17 protein-coding genes are annotated in these 17,338 nt (G+C 72.1%); 8 read left to right on the forward strand and 9 right to left on the reverse strand.

Annotation, left to right across the window (positions count from 1 at the left end):
- Window positions 1–25 precede the first annotated feature (25 nt).
- Window positions 26–1,390 carry an MFS transporter gene (locus B0675_RS32550; RefSeq protein WP_081223195.1) on the forward strand — a complete coding sequence of 455 codons (1,365 nt, stop codon included), beginning with the start codon at window positions 26–28 and terminating at the stop codon, window positions 1,388–1,390.
- On the opposite strand, the gene B0675_RS32555 is transcribed toward B0675_RS32550, so the two are convergent.
- The 3 genes from B0675_RS32555 to B0675_RS32565 all read right to left on the reverse strand — a co-directional run bounded on the left by B0675_RS32555 (window position 1,352) and on the right by B0675_RS32565 (window position 4,704).
- Window positions 1,352–2,197, reverse strand: coding sequence for a fused MFS/spermidine synthase (locus tag B0675_RS32555; protein ID WP_081223196.1), 846 nt, complete (start codon window positions 2,195–2,197; stop codon window positions 1,352–1,354). The genes B0675_RS32550 and B0675_RS32555 overlap by 39 nt on opposite strands.
- Before the next feature lie 248 nt (window positions 2,198–2,445).
- A complete protein-coding gene (gene tuf / locus B0675_RS32560) occupies window positions 2,446–3,615 on the reverse strand; it encodes an elongation factor Tu (protein WP_081223197.1) in 1,170 nt (389 codons plus the stop codon).
- Between the two features lie 354 nt (window positions 3,616–3,969).
- The gene (locus B0675_RS32565; RefSeq protein WP_081223198.1) at window positions 3,970–4,704 is read right to left on the reverse strand and encodes a DNA alkylation repair protein; all 735 of its coding nucleotides are present in this window, start codon (window positions 4,702–4,704) and stop codon (window positions 3,970–3,972) included.
- Window positions 4,705–4,753: 49 nt separating this feature from the next.
- Here B0675_RS32565 and B0675_RS32570 point away from each other — a divergent pair, with 49 nt between their 5' ends.
- A complete protein-coding gene (locus tag B0675_RS32570) occupies window positions 4,754–5,578 on the forward strand; it encodes a VTT domain-containing protein (protein ID WP_081223199.1) in 825 nt (274 codons plus the stop codon).
- On the opposite strand, the gene B0675_RS32575 is transcribed toward B0675_RS32570, so the two are convergent.
- The gene (locus B0675_RS32575) at window positions 5,575–6,750 is read right to left on the reverse strand and encodes a thiolase family protein (protein ID WP_081223200.1); all 1,176 of its coding nucleotides are present in this window, start codon (window positions 6,748–6,750) and stop codon (window positions 5,575–5,577) included. The genes B0675_RS32570 and B0675_RS32575 overlap by 4 nt on opposite strands.
- 200 nt (window positions 6,751–6,950) lie before the next feature.
- Between B0675_RS32575 and B0675_RS32580 the strand changes: the two genes are divergently transcribed.
- The 3 genes from B0675_RS32580 (at window position 6,951) to B0675_RS32590 (ending at window position 8,863) form a co-directional block, all read left to right on the forward strand.
- The gene (locus B0675_RS32580) at window positions 6,951–7,427 is read left to right on the forward strand and encodes a helix-turn-helix domain-containing protein (RefSeq protein ID WP_081223201.1); all 477 of its coding nucleotides are present in this window, start codon (window positions 6,951–6,953) and stop codon (window positions 7,425–7,427) included.
- 212 nt (window positions 7,428–7,639) lie between these two features.
- Window positions 7,640–8,515 (forward strand): undecaprenyl-diphosphate phosphatase, encoded by an 876-nt coding sequence (locus B0675_RS32585; protein ID WP_081223202.1) that lies wholly within the window; start codon window positions 7,640–7,642, stop codon window positions 8,513–8,515.
- 168 nt (window positions 8,516–8,683) lie between these two features.
- Entirely contained in the window at window positions 8,684–8,863 is a 180-nt protein-coding gene (locus B0675_RS32590; protein ID WP_081224017.1) for a hypothetical protein, read from the forward strand.
- Window positions 8,864–8,962: 99 nt separating this feature from the next.
- On the opposite strand, the gene B0675_RS32595 is transcribed toward B0675_RS32590, so the two are convergent.
- Window positions 8,963–9,703: a glucose 1-dehydrogenase gene (locus tag B0675_RS32595; RefSeq protein ID WP_081223203.1), complete on the reverse strand. Its 741-nt coding sequence runs from the start codon at window positions 9,701–9,703 to the stop codon at window positions 8,963–8,965.
- Window positions 9,704–9,930: 227 nt separating this feature from the next.
- On the opposite strand from B0675_RS32595, the gene B0675_RS32600 reads away from it, so the two are divergent.
- Both B0675_RS32600 and lnt read left to right on the forward strand, forming a co-directional pair.
- Complete coding sequence (locus B0675_RS32600; RefSeq protein WP_081223204.1) at window positions 9,931–10,419, forward strand: nuclear transport factor 2 family protein; 489 nt, start codon at window positions 9,931–9,933, stop codon at window positions 10,417–10,419.
- Window positions 10,420–10,682: 263 nt separating this feature from the next.
- A complete protein-coding gene (lnt, locus tag B0675_RS32605; protein ID WP_241540071.1) occupies window positions 10,683–12,269 on the forward strand; it encodes an apolipoprotein N-acyltransferase in 1,587 nt (528 codons plus the stop codon).
- Here lnt and B0675_RS32610 read toward each other — a convergent pair.
- Window positions 12,187–13,098 carry a Gfo/Idh/MocA family oxidoreductase gene (locus B0675_RS32610; protein ID WP_081223205.1) on the reverse strand — a complete coding sequence of 304 codons (912 nt, stop codon included), beginning with the start codon at window positions 13,096–13,098 and terminating at the stop codon, window positions 12,187–12,189. The genes lnt and B0675_RS32610 overlap by 83 nt on opposite strands.
- Window positions 13,099–13,540: 442 nt before the next feature.
- On the opposite strand from B0675_RS32610, the gene B0675_RS32615 reads away from it, so the two are divergent.
- Window positions 13,541–14,011 carry a hypothetical protein gene (locus B0675_RS32615; RefSeq protein WP_081223206.1) on the forward strand — a complete coding sequence of 157 codons (471 nt, stop codon included), beginning with the start codon at window positions 13,541–13,543 and terminating at the stop codon, window positions 14,009–14,011.
- Between the two features lie 27 nt (window positions 14,012–14,038).
- On the opposite strand, the gene B0675_RS32620 is transcribed toward B0675_RS32615, so the two are convergent.
- The 3 genes from B0675_RS32620 to B0675_RS32630 form a co-directional block, all read right to left on the reverse strand.
- Window positions 14,039–14,596, reverse strand: a complete 558-nt coding sequence (locus B0675_RS32620; RefSeq protein ID WP_081224019.1) for a tetratricopeptide repeat protein — start codon at window positions 14,594–14,596, stop codon at window positions 14,039–14,041.
- 137 nt (window positions 14,597–14,733) lie between these two features.
- Complete coding sequence (locus B0675_RS32625) at window positions 14,734–15,417, reverse strand: uracil-DNA glycosylase (protein WP_081223207.1); 684 nt, start codon at window positions 15,415–15,417, stop codon at window positions 14,734–14,736.
- A gap of 167 nt (window positions 15,418–15,584) precedes the next feature.
- Window positions 15,585–17,171, reverse strand: a complete 1,587-nt coding sequence (locus tag B0675_RS32630) for an ABC transporter substrate-binding protein (protein ID WP_081223208.1) — start codon at window positions 17,169–17,171, stop codon at window positions 15,585–15,587.
- Window positions 17,172–17,338 lie beyond the last annotated feature (167 nt).

Consider the following 17,338-nt stretch of genomic DNA (forward strand, 5'->3'; position numbering starts at 1 on the left):
AGCGGCGGGCGGCGATAGTCACGGGGTGACCTCAGCCGCCGCCCTCCCCCGCCGCACCCGACGCCCTTCCTGGGCGGGACGGAACTACACCCTGCTGACCGCCGCCGCGGTCGTCACCAACCTGGGCAGCCAGGGCGCGCTCATCGCGGCGGCGTTCGCGGTGCTCGCCACCGGTGGCGACGGTGGCGACGTCGGTCTGGTCGCCGCGGCGCGGACGTTGCCGCTGGTCCTGTTCCTGCTCATCGGCGGTGCGGTCGCGGACCGGCTGCCGCGGCACCGGGTGATGGTCGCCGCCAACGTCCTCAACTGCGTCTCGCAGGGCGCCTTCGCGCTCCTGGTCCTCGGCGGTCACGCGCAGCTGTGGCAGATGATGCTGCTGTCCGCGCTCGGCGGCACCGGACAGGCGTTCTTCGGGCCCGCAGCCGAGGGCATGCTGATGTCCTCCGTGGAGGGTGAACAGGCCGGCCGCGCGTTCGCGGTGTTCCGGATGGCGATGCAGGGCGCGGGCCTCGGCGGAGCGGCCCTCGGCGGAGCGCTGGTGGCCGTGATCGGACCGGGCTGGGTGCTCGCGGTGGACGCTGTGGCGTTCGCCGTCGCCGGTGGCCTGCGTTCCTTCCTGGACGTCGGCCACATACCGCCACGCGCACCCGGAGCCGGTCTGCTCGCCGATCTGCGCGACGGCTGGCACGAGTTCGTCGGCCGCCCCTGGCTGTGGACGATCGTCGCGCAGTTCTCCGTCGTCGTCGCGGTGGTCGGCGCCGCGGACGCGGTCTACGGTCCGCTGGTCGCCCGCGACAGCCTCGGCGGGCCGGGGCCCTGGGGGCTGGCCCTCGGCGCGTTCGGCGCCGGAACCGTCGGCGGCGCCCTGCTCATGACCCGGTGGAAGCCCCGGCGGCTGCTGCTCGCCGGCACCCTCTGCGTCTTCCCGCTCGCGGCGCCCGCCGCGGCTCTCGCGGTCCCTGTCCCGGTGGGCCCGCTGTACGCGGTGATGTTCGTCAGCGGTCTGGCGATAGAGGTGTTCGGTGTCTCGTGGATGACCGCGCTGCACCAGGAGATCCCGGAGGAGAAGCTCTCCCGGGTGTCGGCCTACGACTGGTTCGGCTCGGTCGCCATGGTCCCGCTGGCCACCGCGCTCGCGGGCCCCGCCGAGCAGGCCTTCGGCCGCACGTCCGCGCTGTGGGGCTGCTCGGCGCTGGTCGTGGTGGTCACCGCGGCGGTGCTGTGCGTGCCGGAGGTACGGAACCTGACGCGGCGCACCCGGCAGGTGGCGCAGCGGACGCCGGTGTCCCCCGCCGACGGGGTCCCGCTGCTCGGCGCGGAGGGTGCCCAGGTGCCCGGCGGGACGCTCGCGTCAGCCGATGCCGAAGGATCCGCCGGGCGGCTCGGGTGACGGGACCGCGTCCTCGTCCCCGACGGGCGCGGCTCCGGCGACGAAACGCCTGAGCGCGGCGCCGTGTTCGACACGCGCCGGGAAGGCGTCGGCGGCGGTGCGGCGGGCCAGGGCCGCCGTGTCGAGGGGCCTGTGGGAGGCCACGAGCACGGCGTTCCCGAAGCGCCGGCCGCGCAGTACCCCGGGTTCGGCGATGAGGGCGAGTTCCTCGAACACGGTCGAGAACGTGGCGAGTTGGGACCGGAGGAAGGCGAACGGCGCCGCGTCCGCGAGGTTGGCGAGGTAGACGCCGTCCGGACGCAGGGCCCGTTCGGCCGCCTGCGCGTAGGCGGTGGACGTCAGATGGGCCGGGATGCGCGAGCCGCCGAAGACGTCGGCGATCAGGATGTCCGCGGAGTCGGGGGCAGCGGCTTCGAGCCAGTGCCGGGCGTCGGCGCCGTGCAGGGTGACGCCCGAGCCCGGGGGCAGCGGCAGGTGCTCGTCGATCAGCGCGAGCAGCCCCCGGTCCGCCTCCACCACGTCCTGCCGTGAACCGGGCCGGGTGGCCGCGACGTACCGGGGCAGGGTGAGCGCCCCGCCGCCGAGGTGCAGGACGTCCAGTGCCCGCCCCGGCTCCGCCACCGTGTCCAGGACGTGCCCGAGGCGACGCGTGTACTCGAACTCCAGGTGCGCCGGCTCGTCCAGGTCCACGTACGACTGGGGTGCGCCGTCCACGGTCAGCAGCCACGCCCGCTTACGGTCCACGTCGGGCATCAGCTTCGCGGTGCCGTGATCCACGGCCCGTGTCACGGGTATCGGCTCGTCCACGGATCCATTGTGCGGCCTCCCGCCGGTCCCGCCGCCCGGGGAGCCCGGCGGCCGGATCCGGGCAGCGCGACCGGTGCCCGCCTGCGCCACGCGGCCCGACCGCCGGCCCCCGTCTCCCCCTCCGGCACGCCCCCGCGGCCCCCGCGTGCACGGGCAGGGGGCGCCCGTGCAGGCGGGCACCCGTGTCGTCGCCCCGCCGGGCGACGACACGGGTGGAGCGCGGCGGCCGGGCCGGGCGGCCGAGCCGGTCAGACGATCGACGTGACCGTCCCGGCGCCGACCGTCCGGCCGCCCTCGCGGATCGCGAAGCCGAGCCCCGGCTCCAACGGGACGTCCCGTCCGAGCTCGACCGTCATGGTGACGGTGTCGCCGGGCCGCGCCACGGCCCGCTCGCCGAGGTCGACGTCGCCGACCACGTCCGCCGTGCGGATGTAGAACTGCGGCCGGTATCCGGTGGAGACGGCGGTCGTCCGGCCGCCCTCGCGGGCGGACAGGACGTACACCTGCGCCGTGAAGCGACGGCTCGGGACGACACTGCCGGGCGCGGCGGCGATGTGCCCGCGGCGGACCGCGTCGCGGGGCACCCCGCGCAGCAGCAGCGCCACGTTGTCACCGGCCTGCGCCTCCTCCATCGGCCTGCCGAAGGTCTCCACGCCGGTGACGACCGTGTCGACGCCGGCGCCCAGCACCTCGACGCGGTCACCGACGCGGATCGTGCCGCGCTCCACGGCACCGGTGACGACCGTTCCGCGTCCGGTGATGGTGAGCACGTTCTCGACGGGCATGAGAAACGGCGCGTCGAGATAGCGCTCGGGCATCGGCACGTAGGTGTCCACCGCGTCGAGCAGCGCGTCGATCGCCGCGGTCCAGCGCGGGTCCCCCTCGAGGGCCTTGAGGCCGGACACCCGTACGACGGGTACCGCGTCGCCGCCGTACCCCTGCGCGGAGAGCAGTTCGCGGACCTCCAGCTCCACGAGGTCGGTGAGCTCCTCGTCCCCGGCGTCGGCCTTGTTGAGGGCCACGACGATGTGGTCGACGCCCACCTGCCGGGCGAGCAGCACGTGTTCGGCGGTCTGCGGCATGATCCCGTCGAGCGCGGACACGACGAGGATCGCCCCGTCGAGCTGGGCCGCGCCCGTGACCATGTTCTTGACGTAGTCGGCGTGGCCCGGCATGTCGACGTGCGCGTAGTGCCGGGTGTCGGTCTCGTACTCGACGTGCGCGATGTTGATCGTGATGCCGCGCGCGGCCTCCTCCGGCGCCCGGTCGATGCGGTCGAACGGGACGAAGGTGCCGGAGCCGCGCTCGGCGAGGACCTTGGTGATGGCGGCGGTCAGGGTGGTCTTGCCGTGGTCGACGTGACCCATGGTGCCGATGTTCAGGTGCGGTTTGGTGCGCACGTAAGCCGTCTTGGGCATGGCTGTACCTCGAAGCCTCTTCGGTGTCGGCGAAGCCGAGTGGTGGCCCCGGCGCGAACGGGCCGGAGCGGGGACCCCCAGGAGTTGCCGACCCTCCCCCTGCGGGGTCCGCCGGACGATCCGGGAAGGGTCAGCTTCGGGCGCCGTCGACGGCTGCCGCGATGAACGGGACGGCAGCCTTCGGCGCATCCGCGACTGCGGATGCTGCGAAGAGGAAGGCGTACCGGAACATGAGCTGATACTCGCCCACGCGTCGTCCCCCGTCGAATGGTTTTCCCTCCGCGCGCACCGGGGCGTCGCACGGTGAACGCTGGTGCAGGAGGCGAGGGTTCACGGAGAGGGCGGGCCCGTGGTTCAGGGGCCGACGTTCTTGAGGGCCTCACGCACGGAGAGCGGTGCGAGCCGCTCGCGTTCCGCGGCCACGAAGTCCCGTACCGCCTGCGGGTCCGTCTTCGCGTACTCGCGCAGACACCACCCGATCGCCTTCCGGATGAAGAAGTCCGTGTCCCCGGACCGGCGGACGCAGTACGCGAACAGCCGCTCGACGTCGGTGGCCTCCTTGTGACGGAGCTGATGGAGCAGCGCCGTCCGGGCGACCCACAGGTCGTCGTCCTCGATCCAGGCGTCCATATCGGAGCGCAGGCCGGGGTCGGCGGTCACGAGACCGCCCACGACGTGCGCGGCGAGCGCGTCGACCGTGTCCCACCAGGAGACGGTGGCGACGAGGTGCCGGGCCACCGGCAGGAACTCCGAGGACAGACGCGTCACATGACGGCGCAGGTAGTCGACGGCGAAGTACTGGTACTCGCGTTCCGGCAGCTCCCAGCAGCGCAGCGCGAGCGCGGCGCAGTCCCTCTCGTCGGGGCGGGCGGTGTCCAGGAGCACGGTCCGCGAGAGGGCTCGGCGATCGGGCGTGCTCAACCCGAGGAAAGGGGCGATGTCCTTCATGTACGCGCGCATGGACGCGGCGCGCTCGGGATCCGCGGCAGCCGGGTAGACGACCGTGAGCCGCTCCATCAGGGTGTCCGCGAGCGTGCTGTTCGGCACCTCGAACGGAGCACCTGACGTTCCGGAAGCTGTGACGCCCATGAGACGAACCATACGGCGATCACACACATGCGTCGGTTAGTGTCACCGGATGCTCGATGCCACCAACCGCTCTGGGGGCACCGCCACGGCCAGTCCCCAGGCCATCGCAGACAAGTTCGGCGTCACCACCGACCTGGTCGTCGCCGCCGAGCTCGCCGGCGCAACCCCCGCCGCCCTCGACACCGCACGTACCGGCACCGCCGCCCGCTGCCTGAGAGTGCTCCTCTCGCCCTGGTCACGGCTGTCCCTGCTGCTCGTCCTGCTGGCCGGCGCCGCGTCGAGCGTGCTGCTCTTCGAACCGCAGCGGCTGCTCGCGGACGGCTGGCCGCCCCAGCTCGGCGGCGCGGCGGCGGCGCTCGCGTTCGGCGTCGCGTACGGCCTGTGCACCGTCGCGTTCGTGCCCCGACCGCTGCTCAACCTGGCGGCCGGCGCCCTGTTCGGCTCCCAGCTGGGCCTCGCCACGGCGCTGGCGGGCACCGTGCTCGGCGCGGGCGTCGCCTTCGGGCTGGGCCGGATCCTCGGGCAGGACGCGCTGCGCCCCCTGTTGCGGGCCCGCTGGCTGAAGGCGGCGGACGGACAGCTCAGCCGGCACGGCTTCCGCTCGATGATGGTGGCCCGGCTCTTCCCGGGCGTGCCGTTCTGGGCCGCCAACTACTGCGCCGCCGTCTCCCGCATGGGCTGGCTGCCCTTCCTGCTCGCGACGGCGCTCGGCTCGATCCCTAACACCGCCGCGTACGCGGTCGCCGGCGCCCGCGCGTCGGCGCCGACCTCTCCGGCCTTCCTCATCGCGATGGGGTTCATCGCGGTTCCGGCCCTGGTCGGCGCCGTGGTGGCCTGGCGCAAGCGCCACCACCTGCGCGGCACGGCGCCCTAGGGGCGGACGGCTTCCAGGATCATCGCGTTGGCCAGGCCGCCCGCCTCGCACATCGTCTGCAGCGCGTAGCGGGCTCCGCGGACGCGCATGGCGTGGACGAGGGTCGTGGTGAGCCGGGTGCCGCTCGCGCCCAGCGGGTGGCCGATCGCGATCGCGCCGCCGTGCACGTTGACCCGGGACAGGTCGGCGCCCGTCTCCTGCTGCCAGGCGAGGACGACGGCCGCGAAGGCCTCGTTCACCTCGAAGAGGTCGATGTCGCCGAGGTCGAGGCCGGCCCTGCGCAGCACCTTCTCGGTGGCCGGGATGACGCCGGTGAGCATGAGCAGCGGGTCGGATCCGGTGACGGCGAAGCTGTGCAGCCGGGCGAGGGGCCGCAGGCCGAGACGGTCGGCGGTCTCGCCGGACATGATGAGCACGGCCGACGCGCCGTCGTTGATCGGGCTGGCGTTGCCCGCCGTGACCGACCAGTCGATCTGCGGGAAGCGGTCGCCGAACCCGGCGTCGTAGTAGGCGGGCTTCAGACCGGCGAGCGTCTCGGGTGTACTGCCCGGGCGGACGCTCTCGTCACGGGTGACGCCGTCCAGCGGTGCGACCTCGGCGTCGAAGAGGCCGCTGTCCCATGTCTCGGCCGCCCTGCGGTGCGATTCCACGGCGTAGGAGTCCATCCGCTCGCGGGAGATGCCCCACTTGGCGGCGATGAGTTCGGCGCTGATGCCCTGGGGCACCAGCCCCTCGGGGTAGCGCTCGGCGACCCCGGGCCCGAACGGGTCCTTGCCCGCGGGCACGTTCGACCACATCGGGACCCGGCTCATCGACTCCACACCGCAGGCCACGACGATGTCGTACGCCCCCGACATGACGCCCTGCGCGGCGAAGTGGACGGCCTGCTGGGACGAGCCGCACTGGCGGTCCACGGTGGTCGCGGGCACACTCTCCGGGAAGCCCGCGGAGAGCACGGCGTACCGCGTGGTGTTCATGGCCTGCTCGCCGACCTGGTCGACCGTGCCGCCGACGACGTCGTCGATCAGAGCCGGGTCGATCCCGGCGCGCTCCACCAGTGCGCGGAGGGTGTGGGCGAGAAGTTCGACGGGGTGGACGTGGGCGAGCGAGCCGCTCGGCCTGCCCTTGCCCACGGGCGTGCGTACGGCTTCGACGATCACGGCGTCACGCATGGGATGCCTCTCAGGTCTCTGAGGTCTCCAGGTCGGGGACCGGCGGCCGGGCGGGTTCGGCGCGCCGTGCTCGGCCCGCCACGTCGGGATGCGCCGGGGCGACGCACCGCGACCCAGTGCATTTGATTTTCCAACCCACTAAGTGACCCAAGGGTAACCGAGTGAGTTGGAACATCCAACCCTCCCCGTAGACTGGGCCCATGAAGGACGCGCGCCCCTGTTCCATCGCCGCCACCCTCGCCCTCGTCGGCGAGAAGTACTCCCTGCTGGTCCTGCGCGAGGTGTCGCTCGGTGCCACCCGCTTCGACCAGCTGGTCCGCAACACCGGCGCCCCGCGCGACGTGCTGACCGCCCGGCTGAAGCGCCTCGTCGACGCGGGCGTGCTGGAGAAGGTGCAGTACAGCGAGCGACCCAGGCGCTACGAGTACCGGGCGACGGCCGCCGGGCGGGAGCTGGAGCCCGTCCTGCTGACCCTCATGGCGTGGGGCGACCGCCACCTCCAGGAGGACGGTGCGCGGCCCATGGTGCTGGAGCACACCTGTGGTCACGAGCTGGTCCCCCAGGTGGTCTGCCGCGAATGCGGCGAGCAGGTCGACCACCACACCCTGACGCCGCACCCCCAGAGCCCCGGGTGGACGGTGACCGGGCCGGCGGTGGCGCAGGGCGATCCGCGGTGACACAGGGGCGGCCGGACGACCGGGTTCCGCCGGGCCGACCCACGGGCGTACCGGTCGCCCCGGGCGAATCTCGCGTGGGGAGCCGGTGAAACCCCTGTGGCGGGACGTGCGGACGCGGGCGCTACGCTGCCCTCAACACCCGTGATCACCTCGCACCGCGATACGGCGTGCCCGCCGCCCTTCCTCGATCAGCGCTTGGACCACGTAACTTCATGTCTTGGTTTGAATCCCTCATCCTCGGACTCGTCCAGGGGCTGACCGAATTCCTTCCCGTCTCCTCCAGCGCGCATCTGCGGCTGACCGCCGCGTTCGCGGGCTGGGAGGACCCCGGTGCGGCCTTCACCGCGATCACTCAACTGGGCACCGAGGCGGCCGTGCTGATCTACTTCCGCAAGGACGTGGGACGCATTCTGTCGGCGTGGTTCCGCTCGCTCACCGACAAGGCGATGCGCAGCGACCACGACGCCCAGATGGGGTGGCTGGTGATCGTCGGCTCGATCCCGATCGGCGTGCTCGGCGTCACCCTCAAGGACCAGATCGAAGGGCCCTTCCGCGATCTGCGGGTCACCGCGACCATGTTGATCGTGGTGGGCATCGTCATAGGCGTCGCCGACCGGCTGGCGGCCCGCGACGAGACGGGCGGCCGGCACCGGGCGGCCAAGCAGCGCAAGGCACTTGAGGACCTGAACACCAAGGACGGCCTGATCTACGGCCTCTGCCAGGCGATGGCCCTGATCCCCGGCGTCTCCCGCTCGGGCGCGACGATCAGCGGTGGCCTGTTCATGGGGTACACCCGTGCGGCGGCGGCCCGTTACTCCTTCCTCCTCGCCATGCCGGCCGTCCTCGCCTCCGGCACCTTCGAGCTGAAGGACGCGGCGGCGGAGGGCCATGTCGCCTGGGGCCCCACGATGTTCGCCACGCTCATCGCCTTCGGCGTCGGGTACGCGGTCATCGCCTGGTTCATGAAGTTCATCTCGCACAAGAGCTTCATGCCGTTCGTCTGGTACCGGATCGTCCTCGGCATCGTCATCATCGCGCTGGTCACGATGGGCACACTGAGCCCGCACGCGGCCGAGTCGGCGGGCTGATTCCCTGCACGACCCCGCGACGGCGCAGAGGGCCAGGTCAACCGGCGCCTCCATAAGGGAAGTTCGACACGCCGCGTGACGTCGTTCCGTTTCGTCGTGACGAAGGGCATACGAGTTGCGTAGCCGCCCGGTAGCGCAGTGTCAGTCCTTGCCCCTAGGCTGGTGCGCATGTCCCCCGACTTCGATCCCTCTGGTTCCGTGCGTTCGGCCGCCGCGTTAAACGAACAGATCCGTGCCCTGTGGATGCGGGCGGGCGGATCCCTGTCCGCGCAGGAGCGGGCGGAGTACGAGCTGTTGGTCGTGCGGTGGGCCGAGGCGATCCGCGGAGAGATCATCGAGGCGGCCTGAAGCCCGCCCACCGCGGGCCCGCAGGTGTCCCCGGGGGCATCAGGCACGTCGGTTTCCCCCCGGCTCAGCGCCGCCGAAAGCCCGTCGCTCTCTCCCGGATCAGCGCCCGCCGGACACCCGCAGCACCGCTCCCGTCGCGTACGACGCGTCGGGTGACATCAACCACGCGACAGCGGCGGCGATCTCCTCCGCCCGGCCGGCCCGGCCCAGCGGAATCGACGCGGCGGCGCGCAGGGCTCGGTCCGGGGCGCCCATGGCCGCGTGCATCTCGGTGTCGATCATCCCGGGGGCGACGGCGTTGACACGGATGCCGTCGGCACCCAGTTCCTTGGCGAGCCCCGTGGTCAGCGCGTCGACGGCCGCCTTGCTCGCCGCGTAGTGCACGAACTCGCCGGGACTCCCCAGGGTGGCCGCGGCCGAGGACACATTGACGATGACCCCAACGCCGAGGGCGGTCATCGAGCGGGCGGCACGGCGCGAACACAGCAGCGTGCCCAGCACGTTGACCTCCAGCACCCGCCGCAGATCGGCGGGATCGGCGTCCGCGAGACGGCCGAGCGGCCCGGTCACCCCGGCGTTGTTCACCAGTCCCGTCACCGGCCCGAGCCGCTCCTCCGCCGTGGCGAACAGCCGCTCCACATCCGTCTCGTCGGAGGTGTCCACCCGCACCGTGACACAGCGCCCACCGGTCTCACGAACGGCGGAGGCCGTCCGCTCGGCGGCGTCGGCATCACTGACGTAGCCGACCACCACGTCGTGCCCGTCCGCCGCGAGCCGCACACAGGTCGCAGCCCCGATGCCCCGGCTGCCGCCCGTGACGATCGTGACGGGACGCGTCATGACAACCTCCTGGTTCGACCGACCGCGGCACCCCGGGTCCGCGGTCGAAGTGGATCACCCACGATGGCAGACGGGTTCCGCGGGCGCCTCACCGGCCATGGTCACCGGTCCCTGCCCGCGTCCCCGGTCCCTGCGACGCGGGCGCAAACGGAACCCGAAGCGACCGCACATCGAATAACCCCTCCCACCCCCTTGGCGTGGCCCGCCCGGTGGCCAACACTGAGCCGATGACGCAGCGCGTGGAACTCGCGACCGTGATGGACCGGTTGGCCGTGGACGGACTCGTGACCGAGTACGCGGTGGCGGTGGACGACGGCGACTGGGACGCCTACCGAAGGCTGTTCACGAAGGACGGACGCGCCGACTACCGCACGGCCGGCGGCATCGAGGGCGACGCCGGTCAGGTCGCGGAGTGGCTCGCCACGAGCCTGGAGCTGTTCTCGATGCGCCAGCATCTGATCGTCAACCGGCGCGTGCGCTTCGATCTCCTGGACCAGAACGCGGGCGACACCGCCCTGCTCCGGGCGGACTACATCAACCCGATGAGGCTGGCCGGCCAGGACGCAGCCTCCACCGCCCCCGACTTCGTGTGCGGCGGACGCTACGCCTTCGGCCTGCTGCGTACGGACGACGGCTGGCGGCTGCGTCAGGTGGTCGTCGACGAGAAGTGGCGCCGGATGCCGCAACCCCGCAGGCACACCCCCGCGACATCCTGATCCACCGGACCCCCCGCGGTCCCGGCACCCGCATCTCCCGGTCACCTCCGCGTCCCGCCCCTCCAAGCCCGTCAGCACGACCGCACCACCGCACCACCGCACCACCGGCCCGCACTACCCCGTCCCTCCTCCCCGCCAACGTGCCAGGTGTCACGAACTGGGTCGCTTCACCCGGTGCGCGCCCCGCTCCGCTCTCGGTGCCCCCTGTCGTAGATCGTCGGGGGCGCGCACACTGGAGGGACCACCGGGGAGGGAGGCACGTTGTGAAGAGGCCCGATCGTCCGCTCGACCGATGGCTCGTCTCCCCCTGGAGGCGGAACATCGTGGCGGCGCTGGCCGGCGCGCTGCCCATGCTCGCCTTCCCGGCCCCGTCCTGGTGGTGGTTCGCGTACGTCGCGCTGGTGCCCTGGATCCTGCTGGCCCGCGCGGCGCCCACCGGCAGGCGTGCCGCGTACGACGGCTGGCTCGGCGGACTCGGTTTCATGCTGGCCGTGCACCACTGGCTGCTGCCCAGCCTGCATGTCTTCACGGTCCTCATAGCGGCCCTGCTCGGCGCGCTGTGGGCCCCGTGGGGCTGGCTCGTCCGCCGGTTCCTGGCGGGAGTGCCCTCGGCGGGCCGCGTCGGCGCCGCCCTCCTCGTCCTGCCCTCGGGGTGGCTGGCGGTCGAACTCGTCCGTTCCTGGCAGGGCCTGGGCGGTCCCTGGGGTCTGCTCGGTTCGAGCCAGTGGCAGGTCGGACCCGCGCTGCGGCTGGCCTCGGTCGGCGGGGTGTGGCTGCTCAGCTTCCTGCTCGTCGCGGTCAACGTCGCGATCGCCGTCCTGGTCGCGGTGCGCGAGTCCCGGCTGCCCGCCGTGGCCGGACTGGTCGCGACGGCCGCCGCGACCTCGGCCGCCTGGGTCTGGTCGCCGCGCCCGGACGTCGACGGCCGCATACGGATCGCCGTCGTGCAGCCCGGCGTCATGGACGGCGGCGCCGGCGGTGACAGGCGGTTCGACCGGGAGGAGGCCCTCACCCGGCAACTCGCGGGCCGGGGAGCCGATCTGGTCGTCTGGGGCGAGAGCAGTGTCGGGCACGACCTCGCGGGGCGGCCCGACCTGGCGAACCGCATCGCGGCCCTGTCGCGCGAGGTGGGCGCCGACATCCTGGTGAACGTCGACGCGCGCCGCTCCGACCGGCCCGGGATCTACAAGAGTTCGGTGCTGGTGGGTCCGCAGGGCCCGACCGGCGACCGCTACGACAAGATGCGGCTGGTCCCGTTCGGCGAGTACGTACCGGCGCGTTCCCTGCTGGGCTGGGCGACCTCCGTCGGCAAGGCGGCCGGCGAGGACCGGATGCGGGGCACCGGGCAGGTGGTGATGGACGTGGGGCACGGGCTGCGTATCGGTCCCATGGTGTGCTTCGAGTCCGCGTTCCCCGACATGAGCCGCCATCTCGCCGAGGACGGTGCCGAGGTGCTGCTCGCCCAGTCGTCGACGTCGAGCTTCCAGCACAGCTGGGCGCCGGAGCAGCACGCCTCGCTCGCCGCGCTGCGTGCCGCCGAGACCGGCCGCCCCATGGTGCACGCCACGCTCACGGGAGTCTCCGCGGTCTACGGCCCGAGCGGCGAGCGGATCGGTTCCTGGCTCGGCACGGACGCGAGCGAGGCCGCGGTGTACGAGGTGCCGCTGGCCACCGGCGTCACCCCGTACGTCCGGTTCGGGGACTGGCCGGTGCACGGTGCCCTGCTCGTCCTGGCGGCGCTGTGTCTGACGGAGGGCGCCCGGGCTCTCAGAGTGCGGCGGAGCGTTCCTGAACCGCCAGGACCACCCGCTCGCACAGCTCATGAGTCGCCAGCGCGTCCCGGGCGCTGAGCACCTTTCCCGCGCGGACTGCGTCGAGGAACGCCAGGACCACCTGCTCGATGCCCCGCTGACGGGCCACCGGCACCCAGTCCCCGCGCCGCCGCACGGTCGGCTGTCCCTTGTGGTCCACCACCTCGGCGAGATTGACGACCTGCCGCTTGGTGTCCTGACCCGACACCTCGAGGATCTCCTCGTTCGAACCGCTCATCCGGTTCATCACACCGAGAGCGGTGAAGCCGTCTCCGGCGAGCTGGAGCACGATGTGGTGCAGCAGGCCGCCCTCCGTGCGGGCGCGGACGGTCACGTCGTCGACCGGGCCGGGTACCAGGAACCGCAGGGTGTCGACGACATGGATGAAGTCGTCGAGGATCATCGTCCGAGGGGCCTCGGGCAGCCCGGTGCGGTTCTTCTGCATCAGGATCAGCTCGCGTGGGTGCTCGACGCACTGCGCGTAGCCGGGCGCCAGACGGCGGTTGAAGCCGACGGCGAGGCTGACGTTCCGCTCCTCCGCGAGCCGCACGAGCCGCTCCGACTCGGCCAGTTCGTAGGCGAGCGGCTTGTCGACGTACGTCGGGACACCCGCTTCCAGCAGCCGCGTGACGATCTCCGGGTGGGCGATCGTGGCCGCGTGCACGAACGCCGCGTCGAGGCCCTGCGCCAAGAGGTCGTCCAGGTCCGTGTGGCGCTGCGGCGCCGGCAGGTGGAGGGTGTCGGCGACCCGCGCGAGCGTCTCGGGGTTCCGCGTCTGGAGGTGCAGCTCGATCCCCGGCTGCACGCCGAGCACCGGCAGATACGCCTTCTGCGCGATGTCGCCGAGTCCGATGCAGCCGACCTTCACAGCGATCTCCTTCGTTCGTCCGGGCCTGTCCGCGCGCACCTGTCCCGGCGCGACCCTCCGAGGGCGGGGCCGGAGACCGTGCTCCGTCGGAAGCATACGGCCGCCGCGTCGGGCGCCCGTCGACGATGTCGCCCGAGAGGCGCGGGAAAAGCGCAGGTCCGCCGTGGTCGGCGCCGATCGCCTCCCCGCACGGAGCAGTCCGGCGGCGCCCGCTCGCCGCGATCGCGGACCGCCCGGGCCACACCTCCGGCCGACGGCCCAGAGACCGCGAACGCCCTCGATGGACCTGGCTCCCCGTCAGCGTGGCGCCCCGGCTCAGGGCCTCCTCCGTCGTCAGCCCGCAGGGCCCCGCGCCCGCCGGAGGAGCGGAAGGATCACCCGTGCGGGGCAACCTGCGTCTCCCCGCTCCCCAAAGCCGTTGCGAACCAGCAGAGTTGCCGGGGTGCATCGAACGACGACGACCGCGGCACTCCTGGTCACCGTGGCGGTCACCGCCCTCTCCGGCTGTATGACGGTCCAGCGGCCCCCCGCCTCCGGACCGCCGACCGCCCCGTCCGGATCCGCCGTGCCGCAGCCGGGCGGCAGGGCGGAACCGCAGATCGTGCAGGCCCCGGCCCGCGAAGCCCTGGAACGCGTCGCCCCTTCCAGGAAGCCGAAGCCCGCCACGCCGCACCGGCAGCGGGCCGCTCCCCCACCGGCGGCCGCACCGGCGGAGCCCGCGCGTCCGCACCAGCGTCACCCGCGCCCGGCCCCTCCTGCCGCGCCGCACCACGCCGAGCCCCGCACCGCCGTCCCGCGTGTCCCCCCCGACGTGCCGAAGAACGCGGATGTGTGCGCCCTGGGAAGGACCTACGGCGGCTGGAAGGCGGACAGCCCGGAGGCGGTCATCTGCTCCGGGACCTACGGACACTGATCCCGGCCTTCGGCACTCCGCCCGCTCTCACGGACGCTGTCTCGGCGGTCCCAGCGTCTCGCCCCCGGGACCGCCGAAACGGTCGGGTCGGTCCGTCTCCACCGAGCTGCCGGGACCCTGGATACGCAGTTCGAGGCGGCCGATCGCGGCCCGGACGCCGTCCCCATAGCGATCGTCCGCGAGCGCGCCGGTCGCGCCGCGCGCGTGGCTCAGATGGGTGCGCGCCGCCTCGGACCGCCCGAGCTTCACGTAGTCGGCCGCGAGGTTCAGATGGAGCGAGGGGTAGAACGCGCGGACGGCGAGGGACTGGTGGTGCTCGGCGAGCCTGCCGTCCGCCAGCTCGTCGGCGGCCGACAGGGCGCGCAGGTCCCACACGAGTTCGTCCGCGGGATCGTCCTGGGTGTCGGCCATGTAGTGCGCCAGGGTGCAGCGGTGCAGGGCGTCGCCGTCCTCGCCGATCTCCTCCCACAGGTCCAGGAAACGGGTCCTGGCCTCTTCGCGGTCACCGGCGTGGTGCAGCATGACGGCCTGTCCGATCCTGGTCATCATGGCGTCCGGCGCCGCCTGCTCCTGTTGCTCCGCCACCGCGTCCTCCAGGCTCGTCACTGTCTCAGCCGACGCTAGCCCGAGCCGCTGACAATCCCGCTCAGGCGCCCCCGTGCACCGATGGGCCAGGCCGGTGACGGTCCTGACCCATCGGAGGGCGCCGGCGGACGCCGGTCTCAGCCGAGGTCCGGAACGGTCCAGTCGATCGGGTCGTGACCCTGCGCCGCCACGGCCGCGTTGATCTGCGTGAACGGACGCGAGCCGAACCACTTCTTCGCGGACAGCGGGGAGGGGTGTGCCCCCTTCACCACCACATGCCGTGTCTCGTCGATGAGCGGGAGCTTCTTCTGCGCGTAGTTGCCCCAGAGCACGAAGACCGCGGGATCGGGACGCCCGTCCACCGCGCGGATGACCGCGTCGGTGAACTTCTCCCAGCCCTTGCCCTTGTGCGAGTTGGCCTCACCGGCACGCACCGTCAGCACCGCGTTGAGCAGCAGGACGCCCTGTTGGGCCCACGGCATGAGATAGCCGTTGTCCGGGATCGGGGTGCCGAGCTCCTCCTTCATCTCCTGGTAGATGTTCCGCAGCGACGGGGGGGTCTTCACTCCCGGGCGGACCGAGAAGCACAGGCCGTGTCCCTGGCCCTCGCCGTGGTACGGGTCCTGACCGAGGACGAGGACCTTCACGCGCTCGTACGGTGTGGCGTCGAGCGCGGCGAAGACCTCCTCCCGCGGAGGGTAGACGGGGCCTTTCGCACGCTCCTCCTCGACGAACTCGGTGAGTTCCTTGAAGTAGGGCTGCTGCAGCTCCTCGCCCAGTACTCCGCGCCAGGACTCGGGCAGCATGGCGATATCGGTCACGTCAACTTCCTCCGATGTGCGGTCACTTCCAGACCACAGAACCTACCGTCGCCCACTGACAACGGGTTCCGTGCCCCGTACCGCCCACCGTCCGGTGGAGCCCGGCCGGGCGACAGGTCCCGGATGCGCGGCCGCACGCGGACGTCACCGCCGCCGGTCCGGACCCGCTACCAGCTGGTCTTGCGGTCCAGCTCCCACATGGTCATGATCGTCGACGGATCCAGGGCCCGTTCACCGCCGGAGATCTCCCCGCTCGCGGCCACGTACTGCTTGCCCTGCCACAGGGGCAGCAGCCGGGCGTCGTCGACGAGGATCTGCTGCGCCTCCTCGAACTCCTTGACCACGGCGGCGCGGTTGCTCACCCCGCGGGAGTCGGGCAGCAGGTGTTCGGTGATGCGCGGCGCCGGGTACGGCGTTCCGAGCGCGTTCTGCTCGCCCACGAAGGGGGCGATGAAGTTCTCGGCGTCCGGGAAGTCGGGGAACCAGCCGCGCCCGAACACCGGGTACTCGCCGTCGCGGTAGCCGGCTTCGTAGGTCTTCCAGGGACGGCTCTTGAGGGTGACGGTGAACAGGCCGGAGGCGTCGAGCTGCCGCTTGAGCTCGCGGAACTCCGGGGCGGTCTCGGAGCCGTAGCGGTCGGTCGTGTACCAGAGGGTGAGCGGGACACGCCGGTCGATCCCGGAGTCCAGGAGGATCTTGCGGGCCTTGGACGCGCTGGGGCTGCCGTAGGCGTCGAAGTAGCCGGTGGTGTGACCGACCAGGCCGGCCGGGACCATGGAGTACAGCGGGTCGACGGTGTCCCGGTAGACCTTGTGCGCGATGGCCGGCCGGTCGACGACCTGCGCGATCGCCCTGCGGACGGCGGCCTTGCCGGCCCAGGGGTCCTTGGGATTGAAGACCAGGTAGCTGATCTCGGTGCCCGCGCCCTCGACGAGCTGGAGGTCCTTGTCGGTGCCTCCGCCCTGCAGGTCCACGATGTCGGAGGCGGCGAGACCGCGGTAGGTGAGGTCGATCTTGCGGTCCTTCAGGGCCCCCACCATCTGGGCCGAGTCCGGGAAGTACCGGATGGTCACCGCGTCGTTCCGGCGCTCGGCGAAGCCCTCGTAGTGACTGTTCCTGACGAGCTCGGCCTGCTTGCCCTCCTGGTACGACTCCAGGCTGTAGGGCCCGGAGCCGAAGATCCGGTCGCCCTTGCGCAGGGAGCCGGCCGGGTACTCCTCGGGGTCGACGATCGACATCGCCGGGGTGGCCAGTACGAACGGGAAGGTGGCGTCGGGCTGGTTGAGGTGGAAGACGATCTCGCGCTTGCCGAGCACCTGGACGCGTTCGAGGCTGCCGAGCAGACCGGCGGGGCCGCCCCGGACATTGATCTTCCTGATGCGGTCGATGGAGTACTTGACCGCCCGGGCGTCCAGCGGGTCTCCGTCGGAGAACGTCAGGTCCGACCGCAGTTCGCAACGGTAGGTGCGGTTGGTTCCATCCGTGAACGCGCACTTCTCGGCCGCGTCCGGCTGCGGGCTGACCGAGCCGTTCGGGTAGCCCAGCAGGGTCTGGTAGATGTTGCGGAACAGCTCCCAGGACCCGTCCCAGGAGGCCGCGGGATCCAGCGTGCTCGGGGCACTCGTGGTGCCCACCACGATCGGCCCCTTGTCTTCGGACGAGCCCGAGGAGAAGACGCCGCATCCGGCCACCAGGGTTATGGACGTGATCGCAGCCAGCTGTCTCAGGCATCTGCTCCGGTTGAACACGCGCACGCTCCTCGATCTGCCGTACCAAGGGTCGGCAGACCATACCGCAGCATTCCGGTATCGGAACCGGGTTCGCGGCAGGGCACTTGATCAGCACATTTGTGACTACGTTGTCAGGATCCTGTGGACCGTCCGGTGCTCCGGATATCGGACTCCGCGTCGCCCGGCGCGGG

The organism is Streptomyces sp. M41(2017), from assembly GCF_002078175.1.
Taxonomy (GTDB): domain Bacteria; phylum Actinomycetota; class Actinomycetes; order Streptomycetales; family Streptomycetaceae; genus Streptomyces.

Coding starts and splice junctions, on each gene's coding strand:
- tuf (WP_081223197.1), bottom strand. CDS start 3,615: ATGCCCAAGACGGCTTACGTGCGCACCAAACCGCACCTGAACATCGGC.
- B0675_RS32565 (WP_081223198.1), bottom strand. CDS start 4,704: ATGGGCGTCACAGCTTCCGGAACGTCAGGTGCTCCGTTCGAGGTGCCG.
- B0675_RS32570 (WP_081223199.1), top strand. CDS start 4,754: ATGCTCGATGCCACCAACCGCTCTGGGGGCACCGCCACGGCCAGTCCC.
- B0675_RS32575 (WP_081223200.1), bottom strand. CDS start 6,750: ATGCGTGACGCCGTGATCGTCGAAGCCGTACGCACGCCCGTGGGCAAG.
- B0675_RS32580 (WP_081223201.1), top strand. CDS start 6,951: ATGAAGGACGCGCGCCCCTGTTCCATCGCCGCCACCCTCGCCCTCGTC.
- B0675_RS32585 (WP_081223202.1), top strand. CDS start 7,640: ATGTCTTGGTTTGAATCCCTCATCCTCGGACTCGTCCAGGGGCTGACC.
- B0675_RS32590 (WP_081224017.1), top strand. CDS start 8,684: ATGTCCCCCGACTTCGATCCCTCTGGTTCCGTGCGTTCGGCCGCCGCG.
- B0675_RS32595 (WP_081223203.1), bottom strand. CDS start 9,703: ATGACGCGTCCCGTCACGATCGTCACGGGCGGCAGCCGGGGCATCGGG.
- B0675_RS32600 (WP_081223204.1), top strand. CDS start 9,931: ATGACGCAGCGCGTGGAACTCGCGACCGTGATGGACCGGTTGGCCGTG.